Genomic DNA, 19,818 nt, shown 5'->3' with positions numbered 1-19,818 from the left:
GGTGCCATTGCGCCGAGCAGCAGGAGTGCTCTCGTCATGGACAGCATGACGGCCTCCCAGTTCACGGGATCATCGAACCAGCATACGCTTTTCCGGCGCGTCTTGGAATGGCCGGCGGCCTTGAGCTGCTGTTGGCCGGATCAATGCGCATATTCGGGATTGCGTCGCCCTTGGGCCGAAGTCGCGGGCTCGGCTATCAGCTCAGCCCTCGATACCAGACGTCAAACCGTAGGCGATGAACTTGGCTGTTCCATTCGCGTCGATTTAGCCGCGCCCCGACCATTTCCGGGCAGCCCCTGAGAGCCGGCGCACGGACATGGGTCGGTTCGTCGCGTTCGGGTCAATCACGTCCGGCCTATCCGCAACAGCCGACACTAGTTCAAGGGCAGGGTACGCCACGTATGGGGCCAGGAAAAGACATCGCACGCGTGGTTTGGCTATGCGTGTGTCGCACGGTCAAAGTGCTCCGCGACGTGCTAACGAGCGCAGACCGTGACAAACGCAAGCTCTTGAAGATCGCAGCAAGGGGCTGGTCGGCACGCTGCTGCGCTACCCCTACGAGGTACGCAGCGAGCAGGGGTATTTCGACGAAATCCAGGATGTCAAAGTCACCAAGGACATGCTCGACCTCGCAAGGCACATCGTCAACCAGAAGACGGGTACGTACGACCCCGAGAAATTCGAGGATCACCTTGAGACCGCGCTGGTCGACCTGATCAACCAGAAGCGCGCGGGCAAGCCCATCCGCCCGAAGGAGCGGCCGAAGGGCGAGAACGTGGTCGATCTGATGGAGGCGCTGCGGCAGAGCGTGGGTCGGGAGGCCGCGCCGGCAAAAGCGGCAAAGCCCGCCAAGAAGCCGCGCAAGGTGGCCGCCGGTCAGAAGGAGATGTTGATGCCGATCGCCGGAAAGAAGCCGACGAAGGAAGCGGCAGCGAAGAAGCCGGCGGCCAGGTCGCAGCGGAAGTCGGCCTAGAAGCTAGACATGGTATTTCGCGTTTTGGTCATTGGCGGCACCGGGTCCTGACTCGGCTGCTTGGATGCTCGCAATCGGCATATTGCTCGCCCACCGCTTTTAGCGCATCCCTACAGATGGTCCTCGGACTGAGGGGATGCGGGATGGACCGGTCACTGGTCATAGTGCTGCTGATCACTGGCGGGTGGTACCTGTGGCAGCGGTCGAAGAATGTTGAGAAGGCGAAGGTCGCCAACGAGCGATTAGAGAAAGACAACCGCCTGTATGAGCACATCAAGGCCGGGATGAGGGAAGGCTCGCACAGTGGCTGCTTGTTCAGCACATTTCCCATCGGGCCTGAAAAGGATCCCGTAGCCGCGGCCTTCACGATTCGGTACTCCGGAAGGGACTCGTGGTCGGGCTAACCATTGAGCTCTTGTTCAACCCAGACCTTTAGCTTCTCGTTTGTAAGCTGATGTGCGCGTGGGCATGCTGGGCTGGATCTGCAAGGCGTGCGCTGTAGAGGGCGTGCGCATTGGCTGGGGCACCGGCCAGCGGTATCGGCGCGATGGTGCGGGGTGGATGTTGGTGGCCGGTGGGTCGAGGGAGCTGCAATGAGGGATCCGCGCGAAGTCGAAGGCAGCGCCGAGCGCGCCACCTGCCGTTGCCGGGCGCATCGTGGTACGAGCTCGCGGCGTGGTGCGCGTCGATCGCTGGTTCCGCGGCCGACCCGCGGTCCATCGACGAACTCGCGGAGATCGCGCGCCAGGTGGAGGCCGACATGCGCGCGGCTACCGTCGAAGACCTGAAGGCGTCGGCCTATTTTTGGTGGCGTTGGCTGCGGTGGCACCCCGAGGGGGGATGCTGAGGACGCGCTGCTGATCCGGGCAGGCCTGGATGCGTTGCGGCGCCTTGGCAACCTTGGGCCGGAGTGAGGTAGGCACAACCGTGGCGCGGCTTGCCATAGCGGCGGCCGGCGTTATTTCAACGAAGCACGAACGCGTGTTCAAGGAGGTGGGGCGGATGGATGCGAACGAGGCGATGAAGATGTTGAAGCGAGCGATCGGGAAGCTCGAGGCCTTGCAGGATGACATCGCAGACGCGGTGTTCGAGATCGACAGCGGCAAGGGCGGACTCTTCGCGCTCCACCAGGGAATGAGCGAGCAGGACTACCGTGCCGTGACGAGGGCCGAGGATCTGGTTGAAGACGCGCACGGCACCCTTAAGGCGGCCATCGCCGAGTTGACCGCGTCTGCTGCGACGCTGGAGCGCGTGAAGAACTACGCAGATTCGCAACGGGTGTAAGTGCTCCATCTGCCATGGCCGCCTCCGGCCGGCTACTTTGTGCCTGGTTGTCCGCACAACGCGGCGCTGGTGGAGGCGATTGTGGGGCGTCCTGGGCGTTGATGCGGTGGCGCTAAGAACCTCGCCCGCCGTGAGCTACTCCGGTGACGAGGTTGCGTGCGAGCCCTGACTGACGCCATGCATCGTACTCGCTCTTCTTCCATGACATCGGCGCCGCGACCACCAGAAGGCCAGGAGAAATCCCAAGAGCAGGAATAGTAGCAAGATCAAGAAGAGGATCCACGGCACCCACGGGTGATCAATTCCGGACCAACCGGACAGCGGATCCACTCGCGGATCGGGTTCGTAAGCACCGATCGCGCACCTTCCGCGCTTGCCTCGAACCGCGGTTGCCAAATCGAGGCCACCGACAAGTGGCTCCGACATGCACAGTGACCTGTCACCGGCATGGGTGACGGCGCTGTCTGTCGTCGGCTTGTAGTTGCTCTGCAGTTGTGGATCGCGCACCGGGGCGCCAAGGCAATCGCTCATGGGGAATTGCCAGCTCGCCGTGGCCGCCGCCTGCTTGCCAGCCGGAACGCTGCAGCCGAACGATGCATTCCTCAACACCAGCACATTGACCATGCGCGCGCGTTGCCCGGTGGGCGCAAGCTTGACGCCGCCGGCTGCGTTGTCGGCGATGGTCGAGCTGGCGAGATCGATTTCAGCGCCTTCGATCGCGGCACCGGTGGGGCTGGTCGGCGAGAAGCCATTTCGGGCCACCAGCGCGTCGCCAAGCGCGACTCCTGCGCTCCCACCCGAAATGGCAGCCCCGGCCGTGCGCGCCTTGTTCTCGATGAAGATGCCCTTGGAGAGTGCCAACGACTGGGCCGCCCCTGTCGTCATAGCGGTCAGCTCAGAGAACGCCAGCATGAACTCGCTTGGCAGCGCGACGGCCGACCAGTGGGCCAGCGCGCCGCCCGCGTCCGCTTCGTTCTTCGCGAAGAGGGCAGCGTTACCGGTGAGCAGCCCCGACCACGCGATGGCCCCGCCGCCGAACTGGGCGACGTTGTCGTGAAACCGCGCTTGCACCAGCGTCAGCCCCGGCGACAGGCGCGCGGCGCCCGCCGTGCTCCAGATGTTGCGGCTCACAGGTTGGCCCCATGAGAAGACCGCGCCTCCGACGCGCGCCCGGTTCGACTGCAGCAGCGAGCGGACGAGGAGGACCTCGCTTCCGATGGCAAGGATCGCACCACCGAACCCGGGCGCGCCGTTCTCCGTGAGCTCGCTGTCGTGGAAGGAGACCTTTGAATTCACCGCGGTGAGCGCGCCCGCGCAGCAGACCCAGCTGCCGGCCGTGCCTACGGGCGGTGCTTGTCCATTGCTGCTGAACTTGCTGCCGCGGACCGTCACAACCGCGTCGAACGCCAGGATGGACGCCGCGTTGCCGGTGAAGGTGCTGGCGTCGATGCTGATCTGGCGGCTCAGCGCCTCACGACCCGCGGCCTCGGATCCGCCGGCGATCGGGTGGTCGAAGTTCTTGTTGAAGCTGGCCTTGGTCAGTTGCACGCGCTCTGCGTCGATAATGGCGCCGATGACTCCTGCGGCCGAACCATTGGATTCGAAGGTGCTGTCTTGCGCCGAGAACGTCGCGGCCACATAGGCGCTCGCCGTGTTGCTGGTCGTGACTCCCCGGAGAACAACTTCGGCCGCGCTGCCACGCACGATGCCTGCGGCACCTGGCGCATCGTTCTTGAGCTGCAGGCTGTCGAGCTCCAGATGGGCGCTGGCCTGGAAAATCGGTCCGGCCGCGGCACCCTCAAGCGTGATGCGACTCGCTCCGTCGATCTGCGTGGGCGTGTTGACGGGGAGCGGCGAGGTGATCTTGATCACGACGGGCGTGGCACCGCAGTTGAACGTGACGCGCCCGCCAGCCGCGATGGCGCTTCTCAAATTTATGCCGCCGCTGGCGTTATCCGCACTACACGCCGTCACCGTCGTTTCGGCCACCGCTGGCGCGGCCAAGCCGACCACCGAGCCGAGGAGCGCGATGCAGGGCAGGCTACGGATTCGCAAGCGTCAGCCCTCCCTCGCCAGTGCGCTTGGGGTTCATGTCGTCGCTGTAATCGATGCTGATCGCCTGACCGGGCCGACGCGGATTCTTGATCTTGAATTTGGCGTCGTCTCCCTCGACGACCGTGCCGCACGCGCGGCAGTCTTGATCGAAGTCTTCGCTCGACGGCTTGAACTTGTACGTCCGCTTGCGGGCCACGGAGTAGTAGGTCAGGGTGTCCTTGCCGTTGCTCTTGGTCCAATCCGAGACGTTGGTCTTGTTCCCCGCGATCGCCTGATCCTGGTAGAGCTGCACGGACCCCGAGTAGTCTTTGGCCTCCACCACCTCCAGGAATCCCCAATTCGCGTAGTCGCACCCACTGCAGGTGCCCTCGTACACGACCACGAAAAAGTCATCTCCCCCGCTTGGCCGGCTGTACTCCGGGCAGTCCGCCGAGGAGATGAATTTCAGCCCCGCTGGTGCATCGGGATTGCTCACTGCCGGCTTCAAGCAGCCCTTGATCGGGTCGGGGATCTCCAGGCGCAACCCGCATGCGAAGTTGCCGCTGACGCAGCGGTTGCGCGAGAAGGACTTCAACGGCTTGCCGTCGTCATCGCCCCAGTCTTCGATGTCGCCCTCGAATCGCAGGAACGATGTGTAGGTGTCGCGGCGATCGGAAGTCCCGTCGACCATGAGCGTCGTCGGAACGCCGGCCCCCTTATCGTTCGTTGGTGAGAAGGCGTAGATGTTGAAGTCGGCGCCGAACACGCCGAAGGGCAGCCAATTGACCCGCAAGCCTTGCGCCGCGTGCGTGGAGTCGCCACCGGCGGTCAGCAGCCACCGCGGACCGCTGGAATACGCCTCGTAGCCGCCGTGGGTGTAGGCCTGCTCGATCGGTGACGACTTGTCCACCGCCAAGTCGAGGATCATCTCGTGCGGCACGTATCGTGAGGTCGCGTACCAGATCATCTCCCCGATACTCGATGCACTGGCCTTGTGGTCTTTCCCGTTCATTGTGGAGGCCGTCCATGCCTGGAGCGCCGCGATGAGGTGGTCCGCGTTGGCACCCATGTCGTGGAAATATCGCGGCTCGTCGTGGAACTGCATGTTGGCTTCGACCAGACGGCGGAACGGGATCAGCCGGCGGCCCTGGTTGGAGCCGAGCGAGATCTTCGCCGCCGACAGGTCGTAGACCGAGGCGGCTGCGGTCCAGATCGCCTGATCCTTTGGGTCGCAGGAGGTGTCACCGCCGCGCGGCGGCCAAGCGGCGTTGTCCCAGCCCCAGCTCACCTCGCACACGAAGTCGAGGAGGTTCAAGATGGCTTGGTGCGACAGCCGGCTGTAGGGCCGGGCGTTGTACTCGACGAAGTCTTCTTTCACGACGCGGCGCATGCGCTTCAAGAGCCAACTGCGCACGTCCTCGTTCTCGTCCGCAACCTTGTCGAAGCCCTTGTGGTCCCCGCCTTGTCGCAGTTCAGCCATCATCAGCTTGTTCTTGATGTACTTCGACGAATTCTGCATGAACAGGTGGTTCTCGGTCTCCTCGATGCCACCGGTCCATACGGTGGCGAAGCCGACGGCAAGAACGAAGGCACCGACCGCGGCGGCTTCCGCCGCAATGGCCGCCGCGCCACCGACACCGGCAAGGGCACCAATGAGCAGTCCGGCGACGAACGCGGCCGCGGCGATGATCAAGAGGATTCGCAGGAAGTGCCATAGCTTCTCCCAGAACGACTCCGTGCCATCGTTCTTGCCGGACACCGTCTGCTGCGTGTCGTTGTTGTAGACGTCGTTGTCGTTGACGTAATCATCGGCCGAACCAAAGCTGTTGGCGGGATTGCCGCAACTCCAGAAGACGTCGTACAGCTCGCGCGCCGGTCCGCCGCGCAGCGTGAGAAGCCATCGGTTGAGCTTGTCCAGAGCCGCATCGGCATCGTCGCCAACGACGTCCGGGCGCGCAGACTTGGCTCCATAGATCAGGTGCGCAAGCCGCGAGTACTCGATGACGGCCATATCCCAGTCGCCTTCCGTGCCCGAGAGCGGCTTGGACGGCCAGTCGCTGACGCACGGTAGCTTGTCGGCGCTGGTGCCAGGATTGCGGGGCACGCGCTGCCCGTTGACGATCTTCCAGGCGCCAAGTTGCTTGTCCGTGGCCACCACCCTGACTTGGCGCATCAGGCAGCCGGGCGACAAGGCGATTGCCAGAGCGCCGGAGGCATCGACGGTCGCGACCCGCGTGCAGGCGCTGCCGAACAGCGCTACATAGAAGTCGTTCAGCGCGCCCACGAGGGCGAGAGTCTTTGCGGCTCCCGCCGCGGCCGCGTCCACGGGGACCCATTGATCGGCGCCGTTGAACGTGATGCGGTTGTCGTCGAAGCGAGGGAATGTCGCGCTGGCGATCACCGACTTCCATGCCTGGTAGTCGGGATCTTTCTCGACCGTGCTGCATGTCGGGACGACGCGCTGAACCAGACCAGCCGGCATGTATCGACCGGACGCGTACGCTGCCTTCGCCATCATGTGGCTCGTCGGCCAGTCGTCGGCGGTGGTCTGCGATTTCTGGTACCGCCCCAGGAAGGTTTCTTCGTCATCGCAGGCAAACGCGTGGACGATGCGGTTGTTTCTCTCCTGCTGGCTGGCGACTGCGTTCGGGCCCGAAGTTGGCACGGCGCCCAAGTCGAGCTCGTCGACTTTGGCATGTACCGAGGTGGCTATCACGGCCAGCGCCACGGCCACAGCGACGTTGCGCAGTAGGAAAGCCGCGGTGCCGCGCATGGCGTACTCTTACTGCTTGCGTAAAGGAGCTGCAGCGTTGTCCTGCAGTGTCTCGGTGCGGATGGCCGGCACAACGCAGACGGTGTCACCGGCGAAGGCCTCGCGCCAGACGTACCCTTGCGCGCAGGTCTTCGGGCCATAAGACCCAGGCGCCCACAGCAACGGGGCTCGGGCGTTTTCAGCGACGGTCCGATGTCGCGTGGGAATCGGCACGCACACTTCGTCCATCTCGGAGGCGAGACGAAGAACGAAGGGAGGCTTACAGACGGTCACGGCGGCGGCCTCGCCGTACGGAACGGCGGCACTCGCGAGCGCCACGTATAGGAAAGCTGCGCACGGCTTGAACACCATCTGCCCCCCCCGAGAGTGCGGAAGCGTGGCGGCACTATGACCGGTTGGCGCGGTTGTGTCTACGCTGGCTCGATAGCGGCGCCTGCGAGCTGCTGACCGGGCAAGGCACCCGTGGAGATGACCGAGGCGATTTTCGCTTCCGTGTGCGTTAGGCCAAACACCTCGCGCAGCAGGACAGGATCAGGGCGAGCTTTCGATACCAGGTTGGAAAGGAGTAGCAATGCCCGGGCGCCCAGGAATGGGCTGCGCGCGGGACCCGGAATGGGCAAGGCGCGGATCAACATTGGAGGAAGGCGCCGAAAGGGACTATTCCAACGTCCTCCTGCCGCCACGGCAAGAGGCATATCAGTCCGGAGAAGGCCGCCTTGCCGATGGATTGACGAACTGGCCGGCGGGCGATCTGAGGTCGAATGCGGCACCGTCCTCGAGCAACAGCGTCTTCGACCATCCAGGCATGACCCAAATGGGTCAACCAATTGCGGTCCGACAGGGCTAGTGATCGGCAACTCGTTGAATCCTAGCGTGCTTTGGCTCGAGCGAGAGCCGAGTTCAGAAACTTACTCTCCTGGTCTCCAATTTTGTACAGTGCACAATGGCGACACTCACAATATCACGTGGCATCTCCCTGTTAGGGGTAGTTTTCGCTCAACTGTCGCAAACAGCAAGCGCTGAAACACTATGGGACCACAACGGCTCCGAAATGCGTTTGGAGGCCAATGGGCAGGCTCGCAAGTTCTTCTATGTAACACCGCGCTCAGGTATCCCGGTGGCTTCCGGCACGCTCGCCTTCGAGGGACAACGCACCGGAAGACTGTATAAGGGGCGCGCGTATGTCTTTTCAGACAAATGTGGACCAGCCAGTTACGCGGTTGAAGGCGAGGTAGCAGACGACGACCGTTCAGTCGCTTTAAGAGGACATCGTTCCCTTGTAAGCTTGCCGTCAGGATAGGAGATCGCGATCTCGAATAGATCGTTCGAGCTTCGGCTCATTCGCACCAAAGACTCGCCTGCGTCTTATTTTGAACACGCCATCCGATTTCTAGTTTCTCCCGATCGGGGACAGTCATCGAGTCGTCGGGGTTGGCCGATCGAAGAGAGAAAAGGGTGGGTCAAATGAAGAAGGTGTTCGTAATCGCGGCTGCGTTGGTCGCCGTCACTTCGGCGGCTCATGCGCGCGGTCCAGGAGGAAGTTTTGGTGGAGGCGCCTCCAGCGTCTCGCCGGGCCGCTCGTTCCAGAGCAGCGGCCCCGTCACGGGCACGACCGGCGCATCCGGATACGCACCTGGTCATCAGATGCAGTCCAACGGACCGGCGACCGGATCGTCGGGGGCTTCTGGCTATGCACCGGGCAAGCTCAAACGCTGATCAAAGCGAAGGCCGCCTCAGTTGGCGGCCTCTTTCGTTTTGAGCGAGCCCGACAGCACTGCTGCGGCGAGTTTACTTTCATTTGGTAATCTGCGCGTGGTCTTATGAAGACGTTTCTGATGATCGTCGGCATGTGGCTGCTGATCAACGTGCTTTTCGTAGTTGTGATGACCCCGCCGCGAAAGGCGGGCAAATCCAACCTGGCTGGCCTCGCTTCTGCTCCGGCCAACCAGAACAGCGACCACTTCGCTGATGAAGATAAAGTATCGATCCGGCATACCATCATTGCGGTCGCATTAAGCGCCTTCTTTTCATTGACGCCGCCATTGATCGAAGCTGCCGAGTCGATCAGGCAAATGATTAAGAAGCGTCGAAAGGACGCGTAGTAGAGGCCAGCAGATCAGTGACCTCTCGGGGGATGAGAAAGGGTGGCCTGTCAAACTAAGGGACGGCCAGCCACCTTAAGGATGAACAGCCGATAAACGGCGGGTTCAGCATCGCTTAAAATCACCCAATCTAAAACGTGACCTCCATTCTAATGGAGGGGACAATGGTTTCGCTAAAGAAGGCTCTTGCAAGCAGCGTCGCCGCGCTTGCCGTCACCGCAACGCTGTTCGCCGGCTCTGCGCCGGCTCAAGCACACGACGGCCGCAACGCTGCCCTGATTGGCGGCCTGGTCGTCGGGGCGCTCGTCGGCAGCGCGTTGGCATCGGACGCGCAGGCATATGAGCCCGCGCCGGCCTATCGGGCCTACTACCCAGCGTATGGCCGCGGCTACTATTCGGCCCCGCGCCGCTATTACAGCGGGTACTACCAAGGGTATCACGCGCCACGCTATCGCCATTGCGATCACGACTACCGCAGCATCTCAAGCTGGGACGACGACGACGCGGACTAGCCAGTGTTACACCAGCGCGGTAGGCCCGCCGGTTAGCGGTCGGATCCCCCTCTGCTGATCCGGCGGGCCACTGTGTTAGGTTGTCAGTGCTCGGCGGCGACGCGCTCGGCATCGAGCTTGAGGATCGCCGCAATGATCCTATCATCGTCGTCAAACTCGGCTCGTCCAATGACGCGACGCTTGCCGGTAAGGCCGGCGGCGGTGAAGGCCGGAGTCGCCGCGATTCTTGGCTCTAGGTCGCTGGCTTCGGTTACAAGTACGCTGTAACGCGGTCCCGGATGGAGAGAACGGGCCTTCTCTGCGAGGTCCGAAAGGCGATCCGTTTCGGCCCAGATCTCATCGTGGCGCTTGATCATCGCGAGCAGTGCGGCATCAGGATTTGTTGTTTTCGACGTATGCGTCACTCCCTTCAAGGTGAGACCAAACAGGAACCTTGAGCGGTGGCGCGTGCGCCGCCTCTCTTGATGGATGGTCTCCTTTTGAGGAAGGCTCTGCGAAAGCCGAGATCGATGCTGCGCTCATCGGCGTGGGCTGTCAACTGCACCATACAAGTGCAGCACAGACCGGCGTGTTGATGGGGGAATTGCTCAAACTCATTGCGAGCGATAGTCAAACCATCTCATTTGGTGAACAACTTCCATGTGGCCATTCTCAACGATGACGCTCGCTGCGGCTTCTTTCTGGAACAGCGCAGCAAACCTTGGTTTGTTAGGGAGCGCCATCCTGTTATTTCTTGCTACATTCGTTCTTTGGCAGACCGCTGACCGAAAGGAAGAGCTCTGGGATGCAGACAAAGCCGACGCCAACCTGAAAATTGCCGAGCTCAATAAAGAGGCCGCCAATGCTAAGCTTGAGACCGAGCGCCTCAGACTTCGCTTCGCATGGCGAACGATGGACAAAGACCAGCGGTCGAGAATATCAAGCAAGCTGAAGAAGTACTCGGGGCAACGATTTGAGATCGTGACCTATACGAGCGACATCGAGGCTGCAAACTTCGGCGCAAAAATCCATGAAGCTTTACGAGATGCAGGATGGATCTATGTAAAAATAGCTTCATGGCAGACCGTTGGATAAATGGCGCATTCGTGGGGACGGCGCCCGGTCCTATCACCAACATCGCAGCGGCTGCTGTCCAGACGATGAATGATGAGGGAGTTGTGATCAACCAAGGCGCTCTTGACCTTCCTGTTGGTGCTGCTGGCGCTGAGTAGCGCAAGGCTTAGCGGCTTCATCTTTGCTGAGATTGGCGCGATCATGCCTGCATGCGGCCACGAAAGATTACCTTCGGCAACATGCGCGAGATGGGCGTGCGAGGCGTCTTGATCTATTGATTGCAGCGACTACCGCTGCGGCCACAGCGTGGCGCTCATCGCCGATCGCTGGCCGGACGAGATGCGGCTGTCCGACATAGAGCAGCGCTTCGTCTGCACCGCCTGCGGCAGGCATGGCGCCGAGGTCCGGCCGGACTTCAACTGGACTAGGATCCCTACGGGTTATTGATGAAGCTCTGTCCCCGCTGCGGCAACGTTCGCGGGGTCTACGAGGATCAGGGCGCCGAGCCCAAAAGAATGTGGTCCCGCCGATCCAGAGCAGTTCGAGGGCAGTTTCGATCGCCGAAGTCTCGATCGCCACGTCGCGTGTAGAGGACACCACGACGAAGGCGAGGTTCAGCACTAAGCCGATCCAGCCAAATGCAAAGAACAGCAGCTTGTCGCTTCATGATCCCTCGCTATTGGCTAACACGGTCATTGTCACATCACAGTCACGGTTGAGGTTGGTCACGCCCAGCGAGTACATTGCCGAGCTGCCGAACGCAGCAGAAGTGGTGCCGGCGTCCATCCTGACTCAACTGGGACGGGGTCCCCGCGGATCTCTGATGAAGGCCGTTGCTCGAATTTCGATGGCGACGCGAGGATGGACATGCGCCCCTCGGTGTTAATGTGAACAGGTAGACCGCCTTCGGAAAGGTCCTGGGCATGCTTACCGCTTCGGAATGCCGAGATCTCGCCAGCAGATACAAATCGCTTGCACAACGAGATGACGTTTCGCAAGAGCGCGCGATCATGCTGAGAAACATTGCCCGCACGTTTGCCAGTCTGGCAGGCCAGCTTGATCGGCTCGCCGCGCATATAAGGGAACATGAGGCCGCCTCACTTGGCGTTGCTCTGAAGGATCGGCCTCGATGAAATGCCGCCAGCTGCCCCTTCGCAGATCCGGACGCCGCCGCCCGCAAGATCGTCGAGCTCGCAAGCCTCACAGAACCGTGGTGAAGAGAAGGTAGGCTGGATCTGTAGTCAACGGAATTGATCATTTTGATCGGACCAGTAGTGCCTTTGGCGTTATTTTCCCCCTGCAAACAAGGAAGCCGTCCTTCTTCGCAGCCGGTTTCGACATCGCCGACGGCCGCAAAGTCGCCGCGGGCTCGGCGCCGCAACTCCACTCTCGCGAGCGTTGAGCCGGTTCTGGGGCGCGCCTTTGGGGATCAATCTTTACGGACGATTGTTCCGACGTGTTCGCCGCGCAGTGCTCGTTCCAGAAGCTCGGGCCGTAGCCCATTGATGATTTGAAAGCTTTTGACCTGGCGCGCGTTGGCGAGCAGGTCGAGCAAGACACGGTCAAAGGGAAGCGTCGGCAGGTTGCGCCGTCTGAGGTCCGAGACGGTGATTTCGCCAATAAATTTGGCATCTGGATTGAGCTTGGGATCGACCTCGTAGAGCCCGTTCACATCTTTGATCAGGGTATGTGTCGCGCAGCCGTAGCACTCCGCGAGCAAAAAAAGTGCCGGCATCGGTCCGATGTGGCGGAATGCGTCCGAGCCGAGGAGGCTGCTCCCAAATCGAGAATGGCGGATCGCCATTGCAGATCACGCCGGGGGCCGATTTGATGAAGAAGGGCAGCATGTGTCCAAGAATTTCAGGCGGGATGGCGACCACGCCAAACGGCGCCAGAAGCGTGCCGAGCATGTGCGCGTTGCCGAGCGCATCGATGATGCAGAGCTGAGCAAGCACGCCAGTCGGCAAACCGAGATCCATGCCGATCGAGGTTACATGTCGGCTGCGCACGCCGCCGCCGGTGCCGATCACCAGTTTGAAAGTTTCGAGGAGTCTGCCGAGGACTTCGACCAGCGGGTAAACGGCCTTCTTCCCATTGTCCAGAATCGAGCGTCCGCCAATCTTGATCACGTGGCAGAATGGCAGCATTGGCACCACGGGAGTGTCAGTCGACGTCATGACCTGCTTGTCGAGGAGACTCTCGCGCATGAGCATCGATTGGACGTGGCGGCGCCCGTCGATCGGGATCTCCCGCTCTTCGATGATCTGTTCGACCATGGTGTCTACCTCGCTTCAGGCGAAGATTAGAGTTCCAACCGGCTCGCCGTTGAGCGCTCGCGTCAGATTGCCCCGCTTCAGGCCGTTGATAACCTGGACGGAGCGACGGTTTTTGGCGTTCTTCATGAGTTGGAATACCGTTCGCTCCAGCACCACATCGACCAGGTCGAGTTCCATGAGTTCGTCGACGGTGATCTTGGGAATGAACTTGGCATTCGGATCCTTCTTCGGGTCGGCCGTATAAAGACCCTCTTCATCCTTGACGAAGATCATTGAGCGGCAACCCAAGGTTTCGCTGATGAGGTAACAGCCGGTATCTGTCCGGTGCGGCGGAATGCGGCCGATCTCCGGATTGGGCTGCCAATACGCGTAGGGGGGCATACCGACGCATACGCAGGCCTGGCGCTCGGCGAGGTAGAGCGGTAGTTGAGCGAATTGAGCTGGCTCGATCGACGGGATTCCATGCCTGGCGAGGAGATAGTGGATCATCTTCGCATTCTGGATGCTCACGAAGAATCCGAGCACGCTTAGCACTCCAGTGGGCATCCCGAGATCAAGCCCCACACTATAGGAGTGACGCGCCCGGGTGCCGGCTCCGGTGCCAATGATCATCTTGTGCTTGGGGAGATTTTCGACGATCTCATCGATCAGCGGGAAGACGGCCTCCCGACCCCGATCGATAAAGCTTTGTCCGCCGATCTTGATAACGTTGGCGTCCGGCAAGATCTGGATCACCGGCTGCCGGTCGAGCCGAGCCATTTCCTCCTCGTCCGTGACACTGCCGCTGACAAGCGCAGAGGTCAACCGATCCAGGGGTTGGTTGTCCATCTTGAGCCTCCTGTCGCCTCACTGCTCCGTTGCTTTGCTGGATACGGCGTCTGGCGGCGCCCGTTTCGGCGTGTCCCAGAGCTTCACAGTACCGTCCATGCCGGCGGTGGCCACGATCGTCCCATCGTGTGAAAACGTTGCAAAGTGAATGCGTCTGAGGTGCCCCTTCAGCGCGGCCGTCTGCACCCGGCTGGCAACATCCCAGAGGCGCACAGTGTCGTCGAGGCCGCCCGAGGCGAGCGTCTTCCCATCGGGAGAGAAGGCGCAGAACCGGACCCAGGCGGTGTGGCCTTTGAACGGCTCCAACTCTCTGCGGGTCTCAACCTCGAATAGCTGCACGTCGTTGCTGGCACCAGCAGACGCCAGCAGCTTGCCATCAGGGGAGAACGCCACGGAGTGGACCGGGCCTGTATGCACGTCGATGGTGGCGACCGCTTTGGTCGATGACACCTCCCAAAGCTTGATGGTGCCGTCAATGCTGCCCGAAGCGATCAACCGACTGTCGGGCGAGTAGGCCAATGCCTTCACTCCGCCGGTATGGCCAGTGAGGGTCGCAATCTCCCGATGTCCGCCGATATCCCACAGCTTTATCGTTTCATCATAACCACCGGAGACAGCGGTTTTGCCGTCAGGCGCGATAGCTACGGCGCGGATGATATTCGTGTGCCCGCTCAGCGTGGCAATCTCCTTTCCGGACGGCAGCTTCCATAGTTTGGCGGTCCGGTCATAGGAGCCCGTCATGAGGGTTTTGCCGTCCGGCGAGATTGCGAGCGTGACGATGGCGCCGCTCTGGCCGAGCAGCGTCCGCAGTTCGTTGCCCGACGCAACGTCCCACAGCTTGACTGTTCGGTCGTGGCTTGCCGAAGCGAGGATCTTGTCGTCAGGCGTGAAAGCCACCGCGGTGACGAAAGATTTGTGCCCTTTCAGGGTCGCCCGTTCCTCTCCCTTGGGCGTGGCCTCTTCTTTAGGAAGTTCGACACCGGATTTCAGCAATTGGTCGAGGTCCCAAATCTTGGCGAGATGATCCATTGTGGCCGTCGCCAGCGATTTGCCGTCAGGCGAGAAAGCCACGCCGCGAACGCGATCGCCGACCCCGCTCCATCGCACCACGACCTCCTCGCCGGTTGCGACGTTCCAGATCCTCAACGAGTTGTCGACGCTCCCGGCCGCGACCAGCTCGCCGTCCGGTGAAAACGCCACGCAAAGAACCTCGCTCGTCGTGCCCTCGAGCGTGGCGGTTTCCTTCCGCTGAGCGACATCCCAAAGCCGCACGGTCGTGTCCATGCTGCCGGTGACGAGCACCTTATCGTCGGGCGAAAACGCGATACCGCGGATCCCGTGCCCATGGCCTCTCAACGTTGCGAGCTCGTGCCCTGTGGCCACCTCCCATAGTTTGGCGGTGTAATCGTTGCTGCCGGAGGCAAGAATCTTGCTGTCATGGCTGAACGCTAGTGATCGCACCGCACCATCGTGTCGAAGCGTGGCGCGCTCCTGTCCGCTGCCTACGTCCCACAATTTGATGGTGTTGTCATGGCTCCCTGATGCAACGGTTTTTCCGTCGGGGGCGAAAGCCAGTGACCGGATCATGTTGGTGTGGCCCCGCAGCGTGGCCAACTCGCGTTCGGCAGCCCAATTCCAAAGCTTCACAGTGCCGTCATAACTGCCCGTCGCCAGAATGCTGCCGTCGGGTGAGAAGCGGACCGCTTCAACGGTTGCGTTGTGCCCCCGCAGCGTGGCTATTTCGGCGCCCGTGGCGGCATCCCATATCTTCGCCGTCTTGTCGTAACTGCCCGTGGCTACATACCGGCCATCCGGCGAGTAGTCCATCGAGGCCAGTGCAAGTGAATGGCCCTTCAGCGTAATGCGGATCTGCGCAAAGGACGGTATTGCAGTCAGTTCTGCGAATGCAACCACGAGCATCGCCAGCAGCGTGCTCTGTAACCAGCGCACTGACATTGGGCCTCCTCCTGAGCGCGCTTAGCCGCCCAGAACCCGGTCAGATGCCACCAGCCAGCAACACCGCAAGGCCGCGCAAGTTCCAACTTGCGTCCACGGCAGCGGTCAAATCGGAATGGCTGTCGTATCAGCGCCATTGGCATGCCGAGACGCGGCTCCAAATGTCTGCCGGTCGAGGCCCACTGCCTTGATCACTGCATACACAGTCGCACCTTCCGTCAAATGTAAGCTTTCGACCGATCGCCGGGTGAGGCGGGCCAAGATCGCTTGCCCGCCGCAATCGAGGCGCACGTCCCGGATGGGGCCGCGCTGGGGCCCGATCTCAGCGATGGTCCCGCGCAATACGTTGAGTGCACTCAGCCGGTCGGGGGGACGCGTGCTCAGCATGACGTCACGCGCGCGAATATGAACGCGCACTTTGGCGCCAACGCGGTGCCGGTCGAGACGCGGAACCCATAGATGCGACCCGCACAGGCTCAACACGGTGAGGCCGAATGAGTCGTCGTGCTTCAGTATCTCCGCTTCGAGCACCGCCCCTGCTTCGATCAGGTCCGTAAACGGAGGCAGGTCGAGGCGCGCCATGACGTCGGCGGTCGGTCCAGTCGCCTCGACGCGGCCCTCGGCCATCACGACGAGAGTATCCGCCAAGCGTGCGACCTCTGATACTGAATGGCTTACATAGATGATGGGCACCTTGGTCTCGTCGTATAGCCGCTCGAGATAAGGCAGGATCTCGGCCTTGCGTGCCTCATCGAGCGAAGCGAGCGGCTCGTCCATGATGAGCAGCCGGGGCGATGCCAGCAGGGCCCGTCCTATGGCGACCCGCTGCTTCTCGCCACCGGAAAGGTTCCGCGGACGACGTTGGAGCAGATGACCAATCCCAAGCAGCTCAACCACCTGCGCAAGTTGGCCGAAGCGCTTCTTGGCCGGCGTGAACCACCGGCCGTAGAGCAGATTTTGGCGCACAGTAAGGTGTGGGAACAGCCGCGCGTCCTGGAACACATAAGCGACCCGGCGCCGATGTTTGGCCACAAAGACCCGCCGCTCGGTGTCGACGAGAATCTCGCCGTCGAGCGAGATGTGGGCGCATGTCGGGCGGATAAGTCCGCCGATGGCATTCACCAGTGACGTTTTGCCGGATCCCGAGCGCCCGAACAATGCGGTCACGCGGCCATCGCTCACGAATTGGGCCTTGAGATCGAAAGACCCGAGCCGATGCTGCACGGCGACCCGGATCATGCCTCGACCCCGATGCGATGGCCGACGATCCCCCCGATTGATTCCGAGGCGAGTAGGGCGGACATCGAGACCACGACCGCGATTGCGGTAAGTCGGAAAGCCGCGAATTCGCCGCCCGGGACCTGCGTAAAGGTGTAGATGGCCGTAGGAAGCGTTTGCGTTTCGCCCGGTATGTTAGACACGAACGTGATCGTCGCGCCGAACTCTCCCATCGCACGCGCGAAGGAAAGGATCGTACCGGCAATAATGCCGGGCAAGATGAGCGGTAGCGTCACGGTCACGAAGACCCAGCCGGGACTGGCTCCGAGCGTTCCCGCCGCATCCTCGAGCCCACGGTCGATGGTGTCTATGGATAATTGCAGAGCCCGAACCAGTAATGGGAACCCCATGACGGCGCACGCAAGTGCCGCGCCCGTCCACCTGAAGGCGAAGACGATTCCGAAATTGTCAGCGAGGAACGCGCCAAGCGGTCCGTGCCGCCCGAACAGGAGAAGCAGAAGATAGCCGGTGACCACCGGGGGAAGAACCAGGGGTAAAAAAACAATCCCATTTAGGATCGACTTGCCCCAGAATTTTCCCCGCGACAGCACCATCGCAATGAGAAGCCCTGGCGGCAGGCTCGCAACTGTCGCCCAAAGGGCAACTCGTAGGCTCAGTTCAAGGGCAGTCTTCTCTTCCGGCGTCAGGGTGAACATAGGCTTCACTCCAGTATCGTGAAACCTTGCTTCTCGAAGATGCTGCGCGCCTCTGGCGATCTCAGCAGGTCGATAAATGCGGCGGCATCAGGTTTGGTCGAACCGGCGACAACGGCGACAGGATAGATGATGCGCGGGTGAGTGCTTTCCGGGAAGCTGCCAACGGTCACGACGGCCGGATCCGACACCGCGTCGGACCTGTAGACAATGCCGAGCGGCGCTTCGCCACGCGACACCAGGAGAAGCGCCGCTCGGACGTTTTCAGCTTGAGCGATGCGATCCTTGACGGAATCCCAGACCCCAAGCGATTCGAGTGCAGCGCGGCCGTACTTGCCAGCTGGAACCGCGTCCGTATTGGCCATTGCGAGGCGCCCATGTCCAACGAGCGATGGCAGCGGGAATCCGGGAATGATATCGACGTGAAGATCGGCGCCCTTAGGTGCGATGAGCACAAGGCGGTTGCCGACGAGGTCCGAGCGTGTTTCCGGTTTGATCAGCTTGCGCTCGGCGAGATAGTCCATCCAGTCCTCGTCAGCCGAAATGAAAATGTCGGCCGGCGCCCCTTGCTCGATCTGCTTGGCTAGCGCTGCGCTGGACGCGTACGAGATTGCGGCCCACTTGCCTGCGTGCGTCTGCCAATGGGCGTTAACATCATCGAGGACGGTCTTGAGGCTCGCAGCCGCGAAGACGAGCAAGTCCGCACCGGCACCCTGCGCGCGGCCGGGACTTCCAGCCGAAAAAATAAGGGCAAGCAGTAACGCGCACACAACGCCCCGGCGCCTGAGCGTCGAAATAGGCGCATCGCTCATGTTCATGTTCGGGCGCTCGGAAACTGACATAGGGCACATGACCCTCTGGCCCGATATGTCGGCCTGCGACAGCATTTATGTAACGTTCGCCCGCGCCAAACGTTGCAAATACGAGTGCACCCGAACCAGGGGTGGGAGCGGAAATGGTCGAGATTGGAGGGAGCCCGAGGCAAATCGGCTGGCCTATCCCGCCGACGAGCACCTCGTATCGGGTGATCGGGACCGACGGCTTCGAGCGGGACATGTCAGATCGAGCTGACTGGATCACGGCCATGAAATCTGGTGCCGTCGAAGCTCAGTCCTTGTTCCTGGACCGTGAAACGCTTCGCTGGCGGCCGGTCTCGGAATTGGCCATCTTTATCGAGGCCGAGCAGGCGGTCGCAACAGATGGTGTCGGAGGCCGGCAACCGGAGAGCGGCCCTGCGGCAACTCAGGAGTCGGCCCCTGCCTTCGAAAACGCACCGAAACGAGCGCCCGGCACCACGTTTCTTTGGGTGGCTCTTGTTACAGTCGTGGTCATTGTTCTCGCGGCCTGGGCTGCCGGATCCACTCTTCCCGCTAACGTTCAGGTAATTGCCCGGCAGGTCCCGGAGCCGGTCCGCATCGGTGCAGCGGCTGTGCTCTTCGTGATCCTGAGCGAGGAATTCTACTGGTTCGTCTCGACCCTGGTTGGGATCAGGAGTGTTCGCCCCGCTCGCCGTTTTGCGCTGCAAGTGCTGGCGTTGCTCACGACCTGCGTGTTGCTCTATGCGGTGTTCGCGCTCTTCTCGACTGGTGGATTTCGGCTCGATGCCGGTTTTCTCGTGAGGAACGCCGTCGTGGTTGGCCTTGCCTACGCGGCGTCTCTCTTCTTCTGGTCAATTGCTCTGCTGGCTGGGACGAGCGCCACGCTTGCCAGGAAGCTGCTGGCCAGCGCCATGGCATCCGCAATGTTGGCGGGTACTGTTTATATGGGACTCGTACCAATTGTGCGACATGGCGGCGCCGCACCGAACAGCTTTTGCAGTTCCTGTACCCACCGTAACTCGCAACCTGGATGACGCCACCGTCAATCCCTCCCAAGAGGCATACGTGCCTTTGCCAAGGCGCTCACGCAGGCATATTATGCAGCGGTTAGTTGGTGAGCCCATGCTGAACGCGATCCGTGCAGGGGGCGTTCTATTGATTATGATGGCCACGGCTTGGTGGTACGTTTCTGACCAAGCCGGAGGTGCTCGCCCCCATGACAATACGGCGGGGGTAGCTGTCTCCCGTGGTGGCGGCGGCGGAGGAGGCGGGGGTGGC

At 61.6% G+C, this 19,818-nt stretch carries 17 protein-coding genes and 1 pseudogene; 8 read left to right on the top strand and 10 right to left on the bottom strand.

The annotated features are described in order from the left end of the window. Positions 1-505: 505 nt before the first annotated feature. Together AC629_RS13305 and AC629_RS13290 are read left to right on the top strand one after the other, a co-directional pair. Positions 506-973 (top strand): annotated as a pseudogene (locus AC629_RS13305) (Ku family protein); the annotation flags it as partial. Positions 974-1,900: 927 nt separating this feature from the next. Continuing rightward, complete coding sequence (locus tag AC629_RS13290; protein ID WP_143199106.1) at positions 1,901-2,257, top strand: hypothetical protein; 357 nt, start codon at positions 1,901-1,903, stop codon at positions 2,255-2,257. Positions 2,258-2,392: 135 nt separating this feature from the next. Here the strand turns inward: AC629_RS13290 and AC629_RS13285 are convergent, their stop codons facing one another. Genes AC629_RS13285 through AC629_RS13275 form a run of 3 tightly spaced genes read right to left on the bottom strand, consistent with a single transcriptional unit; the run spans position 2,393 to position 7,415 of the window. Then, positions 2,393-4,312, bottom strand: a complete 1,920-nt coding sequence (locus AC629_RS13285; RefSeq protein WP_084805204.1) for a hypothetical protein — start codon at positions 4,310-4,312, stop codon at positions 2,393-2,395. Beyond that, positions 4,299-7,064, bottom strand: coding sequence for a hypothetical protein (locus tag AC629_RS46740; RefSeq protein WP_084805203.1), 2,766 nt, complete (start codon positions 7,062-7,064; stop codon positions 4,299-4,301). Before AC629_RS46740 ends, AC629_RS13285 begins: the two co-directional genes overlap by 14 nt. A 9-nt stretch (positions 7,065-7,073) precedes the next feature. Continuing rightward, positions 7,074-7,415, bottom strand: coding sequence for a hypothetical protein (locus AC629_RS13275; protein WP_084805202.1), 342 nt, complete (start codon positions 7,413-7,415; stop codon positions 7,074-7,076). Between the two features lie 1,113 nt (positions 7,416-8,528). Between AC629_RS13275 and AC629_RS13260 the strand changes: the two genes are divergently transcribed. From AC629_RS13260 to AC629_RS13250, 3 genes are all read left to right on the top strand, one after another. Next, a complete protein-coding gene (locus tag AC629_RS13260) occupies positions 8,529-8,780 on the top strand; it encodes a hypothetical protein (RefSeq protein ID WP_084805199.1) in 252 nt (83 codons plus the stop codon). A gap of 104 nt (positions 8,781-8,884) precedes the next feature. Then, positions 8,885-9,166, top strand: a complete 282-nt coding sequence (locus AC629_RS13255) for a hypothetical protein (RefSeq protein ID WP_084805198.1) — start codon at positions 8,885-8,887, stop codon at positions 9,164-9,166. 164 nt (positions 9,167-9,330) lie between these two features. Further along, the gene (locus AC629_RS13250) at positions 9,331-9,678 is read left to right on the top strand and encodes a hypothetical protein (RefSeq protein WP_084805197.1); all 348 of its coding nucleotides are present in this window, start codon (positions 9,331-9,333) and stop codon (positions 9,676-9,678) included. An 83-nt stretch (positions 9,679-9,761) separates the two neighbouring features. Here the strand turns inward: AC629_RS13250 and AC629_RS13245 are convergent, their stop codons facing one another. After that, positions 9,762-10,082 (bottom strand): hypothetical protein, encoded by a 321-nt coding sequence (locus AC629_RS13245; RefSeq protein WP_143199105.1) that lies wholly within the window; start codon positions 10,080-10,082, stop codon positions 9,762-9,764. A gap of 235 nt (positions 10,083-10,317) precedes the next feature. Between AC629_RS13245 and AC629_RS13240 the strand changes: the two genes are divergently transcribed. Then, positions 10,318-10,752, top strand: coding sequence for a hypothetical protein (locus AC629_RS13240; protein ID WP_143199104.1), 435 nt, complete (start codon positions 10,318-10,320; stop codon positions 10,750-10,752). Between the two features lie 1,408 nt (positions 10,753-12,160). Here the strand turns inward: AC629_RS13240 and AC629_RS47675 are convergent. Further along, a complete protein-coding gene (locus tag AC629_RS47675) occupies positions 12,161-12,535 on the bottom strand; it encodes an amino acid kinase family protein (RefSeq protein WP_210419033.1) in 375 nt (124 codons plus the stop codon). Between the two features lie 43 nt (positions 12,536-12,578). Between AC629_RS47675 and AC629_RS47670 the strand changes: the two genes are divergently transcribed. Next, positions 12,579-13,037: a hypothetical protein gene (locus AC629_RS47670; RefSeq protein ID WP_210419032.1), complete on the top strand. Its 459-nt coding sequence runs from the start codon at positions 12,579-12,581 to the stop codon at positions 13,035-13,037. On the opposite strand, the gene AC629_RS13220 is transcribed toward AC629_RS47670, so the two are convergent. The 5 genes from AC629_RS13220 to modA all read right to left on the bottom strand — a co-directional run bounded on the left by AC629_RS13220 (position 13,023) and on the right by modA (position 18,540). Next, positions 13,023-13,835, bottom strand: a complete 813-nt coding sequence (locus AC629_RS13220) for an amino acid kinase family protein (RefSeq protein ID WP_084805193.1) — start codon at positions 13,833-13,835, stop codon at positions 13,023-13,025. The genes AC629_RS47670 and AC629_RS13220 overlap by 15 nt on opposite strands. An 18-nt stretch (positions 13,836-13,853) precedes the next feature. Then, positions 13,854-15,791 (bottom strand): WD40 repeat domain-containing protein, encoded by a 1,938-nt coding sequence (locus AC629_RS13215; RefSeq protein ID WP_084805192.1) that lies wholly within the window; start codon positions 15,789-15,791, stop codon positions 13,854-13,856. Positions 15,792-15,896: 105 nt separating this feature from the next. Then, the gene (modC, locus tag AC629_RS13210) at positions 15,897-17,030 is read right to left on the bottom strand and encodes a molybdenum ABC transporter ATP-binding protein (protein WP_084805191.1); all 1,134 of its coding nucleotides are present in this window, start codon (positions 17,028-17,030) and stop codon (positions 15,897-15,899) included. Continuing rightward, the gene (modB, locus tag AC629_RS13205) at positions 17,027-17,725 is read right to left on the bottom strand and encodes a molybdate ABC transporter permease subunit (protein ID WP_084805190.1); all 699 of its coding nucleotides are present in this window, start codon (positions 17,723-17,725) and stop codon (positions 17,027-17,029) included. Before modB ends, modC begins: the two co-directional genes overlap by 4 nt. A 5-nt stretch (positions 17,726-17,730) precedes the next feature. Continuing rightward, entirely contained in the window at positions 17,731-18,540 is an 810-nt protein-coding gene (gene modA / locus AC629_RS13200; RefSeq protein ID WP_245331842.1) for a molybdate ABC transporter substrate-binding protein, read from the bottom strand. Between the two features lie 137 nt (positions 18,541-18,677). Here modA and AC629_RS13195 point away from each other — a divergent pair, with 137 nt between their 5' ends. Beyond that, positions 18,678-19,574: a hypothetical protein gene (locus AC629_RS13195; protein ID WP_084805189.1), complete on the top strand. Its 897-nt coding sequence runs from the start codon at positions 18,678-18,680 to the stop codon at positions 19,572-19,574. Positions 19,575-19,818: the final 244 nt, after the last annotated feature.

Origin of the sequence: Bradyrhizobium sp. NAS80.1 (assembly GCF_001908205.1) — a bacterium.
Classification (GTDB): domain Bacteria; phylum Pseudomonadota; class Alphaproteobacteria; order Rhizobiales; family Xanthobacteraceae; genus Bradyrhizobium.
The sequence above is the reverse complement of the archived record's forward strand: the minus strand, read 5'-3'. Positions and strand labels throughout refer to the sequence as shown.

Bases quoted from the DNA above. Each gene is read 5' to 3' on its own strand.
- AC629_RS13255 (WP_084805198.1), top strand. From the start codon at position 8,885: ATGAAGACGTTTCTGATGATCGTCGGCATGTGGCTGCTGATCAACGTG.
- AC629_RS13275 (WP_084805202.1), bottom strand. From the start codon at position 7,415: ATGGTGTTCAAGCCGTGCGCAGCTTTCCTATACGTGGCGCTCGCGAGT.
- AC629_RS13215 (WP_084805192.1), bottom strand. From the start codon at position 15,791: ATGTCAGTGCGCTGGTTACAGAGCACGCTGCTGGCGATGCTCGTGGTT.
- AC629_RS46740 (WP_084805203.1), bottom strand. From the start codon at position 7,064: ATGCGCGGCACCGCGGCTTTCCTACTGCGCAACGTCGCTGTGGCCGTG.
- modB (WP_084805190.1), bottom strand. From the start codon at position 17,725: ATGTTCACCCTGACGCCGGAAGAGAAGACTGCCCTTGAACTGAGCCTA.
- AC629_RS13250 (WP_084805197.1), top strand. From the start codon at position 9,331: ATGGTTTCGCTAAAGAAGGCTCTTGCAAGCAGCGTCGCCGCGCTTGCC.
- modA (WP_245331842.1), bottom strand. From the start codon at position 18,540: ATGAACATGAGCGATGCGCCTATTTCGACGCTCAGGCGCCGGGGCGTT.
- AC629_RS13260 (WP_084805199.1), top strand. From the start codon at position 8,529: ATGAAGAAGGTGTTCGTAATCGCGGCTGCGTTGGTCGCCGTCACTTCG.
- AC629_RS47675 (WP_210419033.1), bottom strand. From the start codon at position 12,535: ATGGCGATCCGCCATTCTCGATTTGGGAGCAGCCTCCTCGGCTCGGAC.
- AC629_RS13240 (WP_143199104.1), top strand. From the start codon at position 10,318: ATGTGGCCATTCTCAACGATGACGCTCGCTGCGGCTTCTTTCTGGAAC.
- AC629_RS13220 (WP_084805193.1), bottom strand. From the start codon at position 13,835: ATGGACAACCAACCCCTGGATCGGTTGACCTCTGCGCTTGTCAGCGGC.
- AC629_RS13195 (WP_084805189.1), top strand. From the start codon at position 18,678: ATGGTCGAGATTGGAGGGAGCCCGAGGCAAATCGGCTGGCCTATCCCG.
- modC (WP_084805191.1), bottom strand. From the start codon at position 17,030: ATGATCCGGGTCGCCGTGCAGCATCGGCTCGGGTCTTTCGATCTCAAG.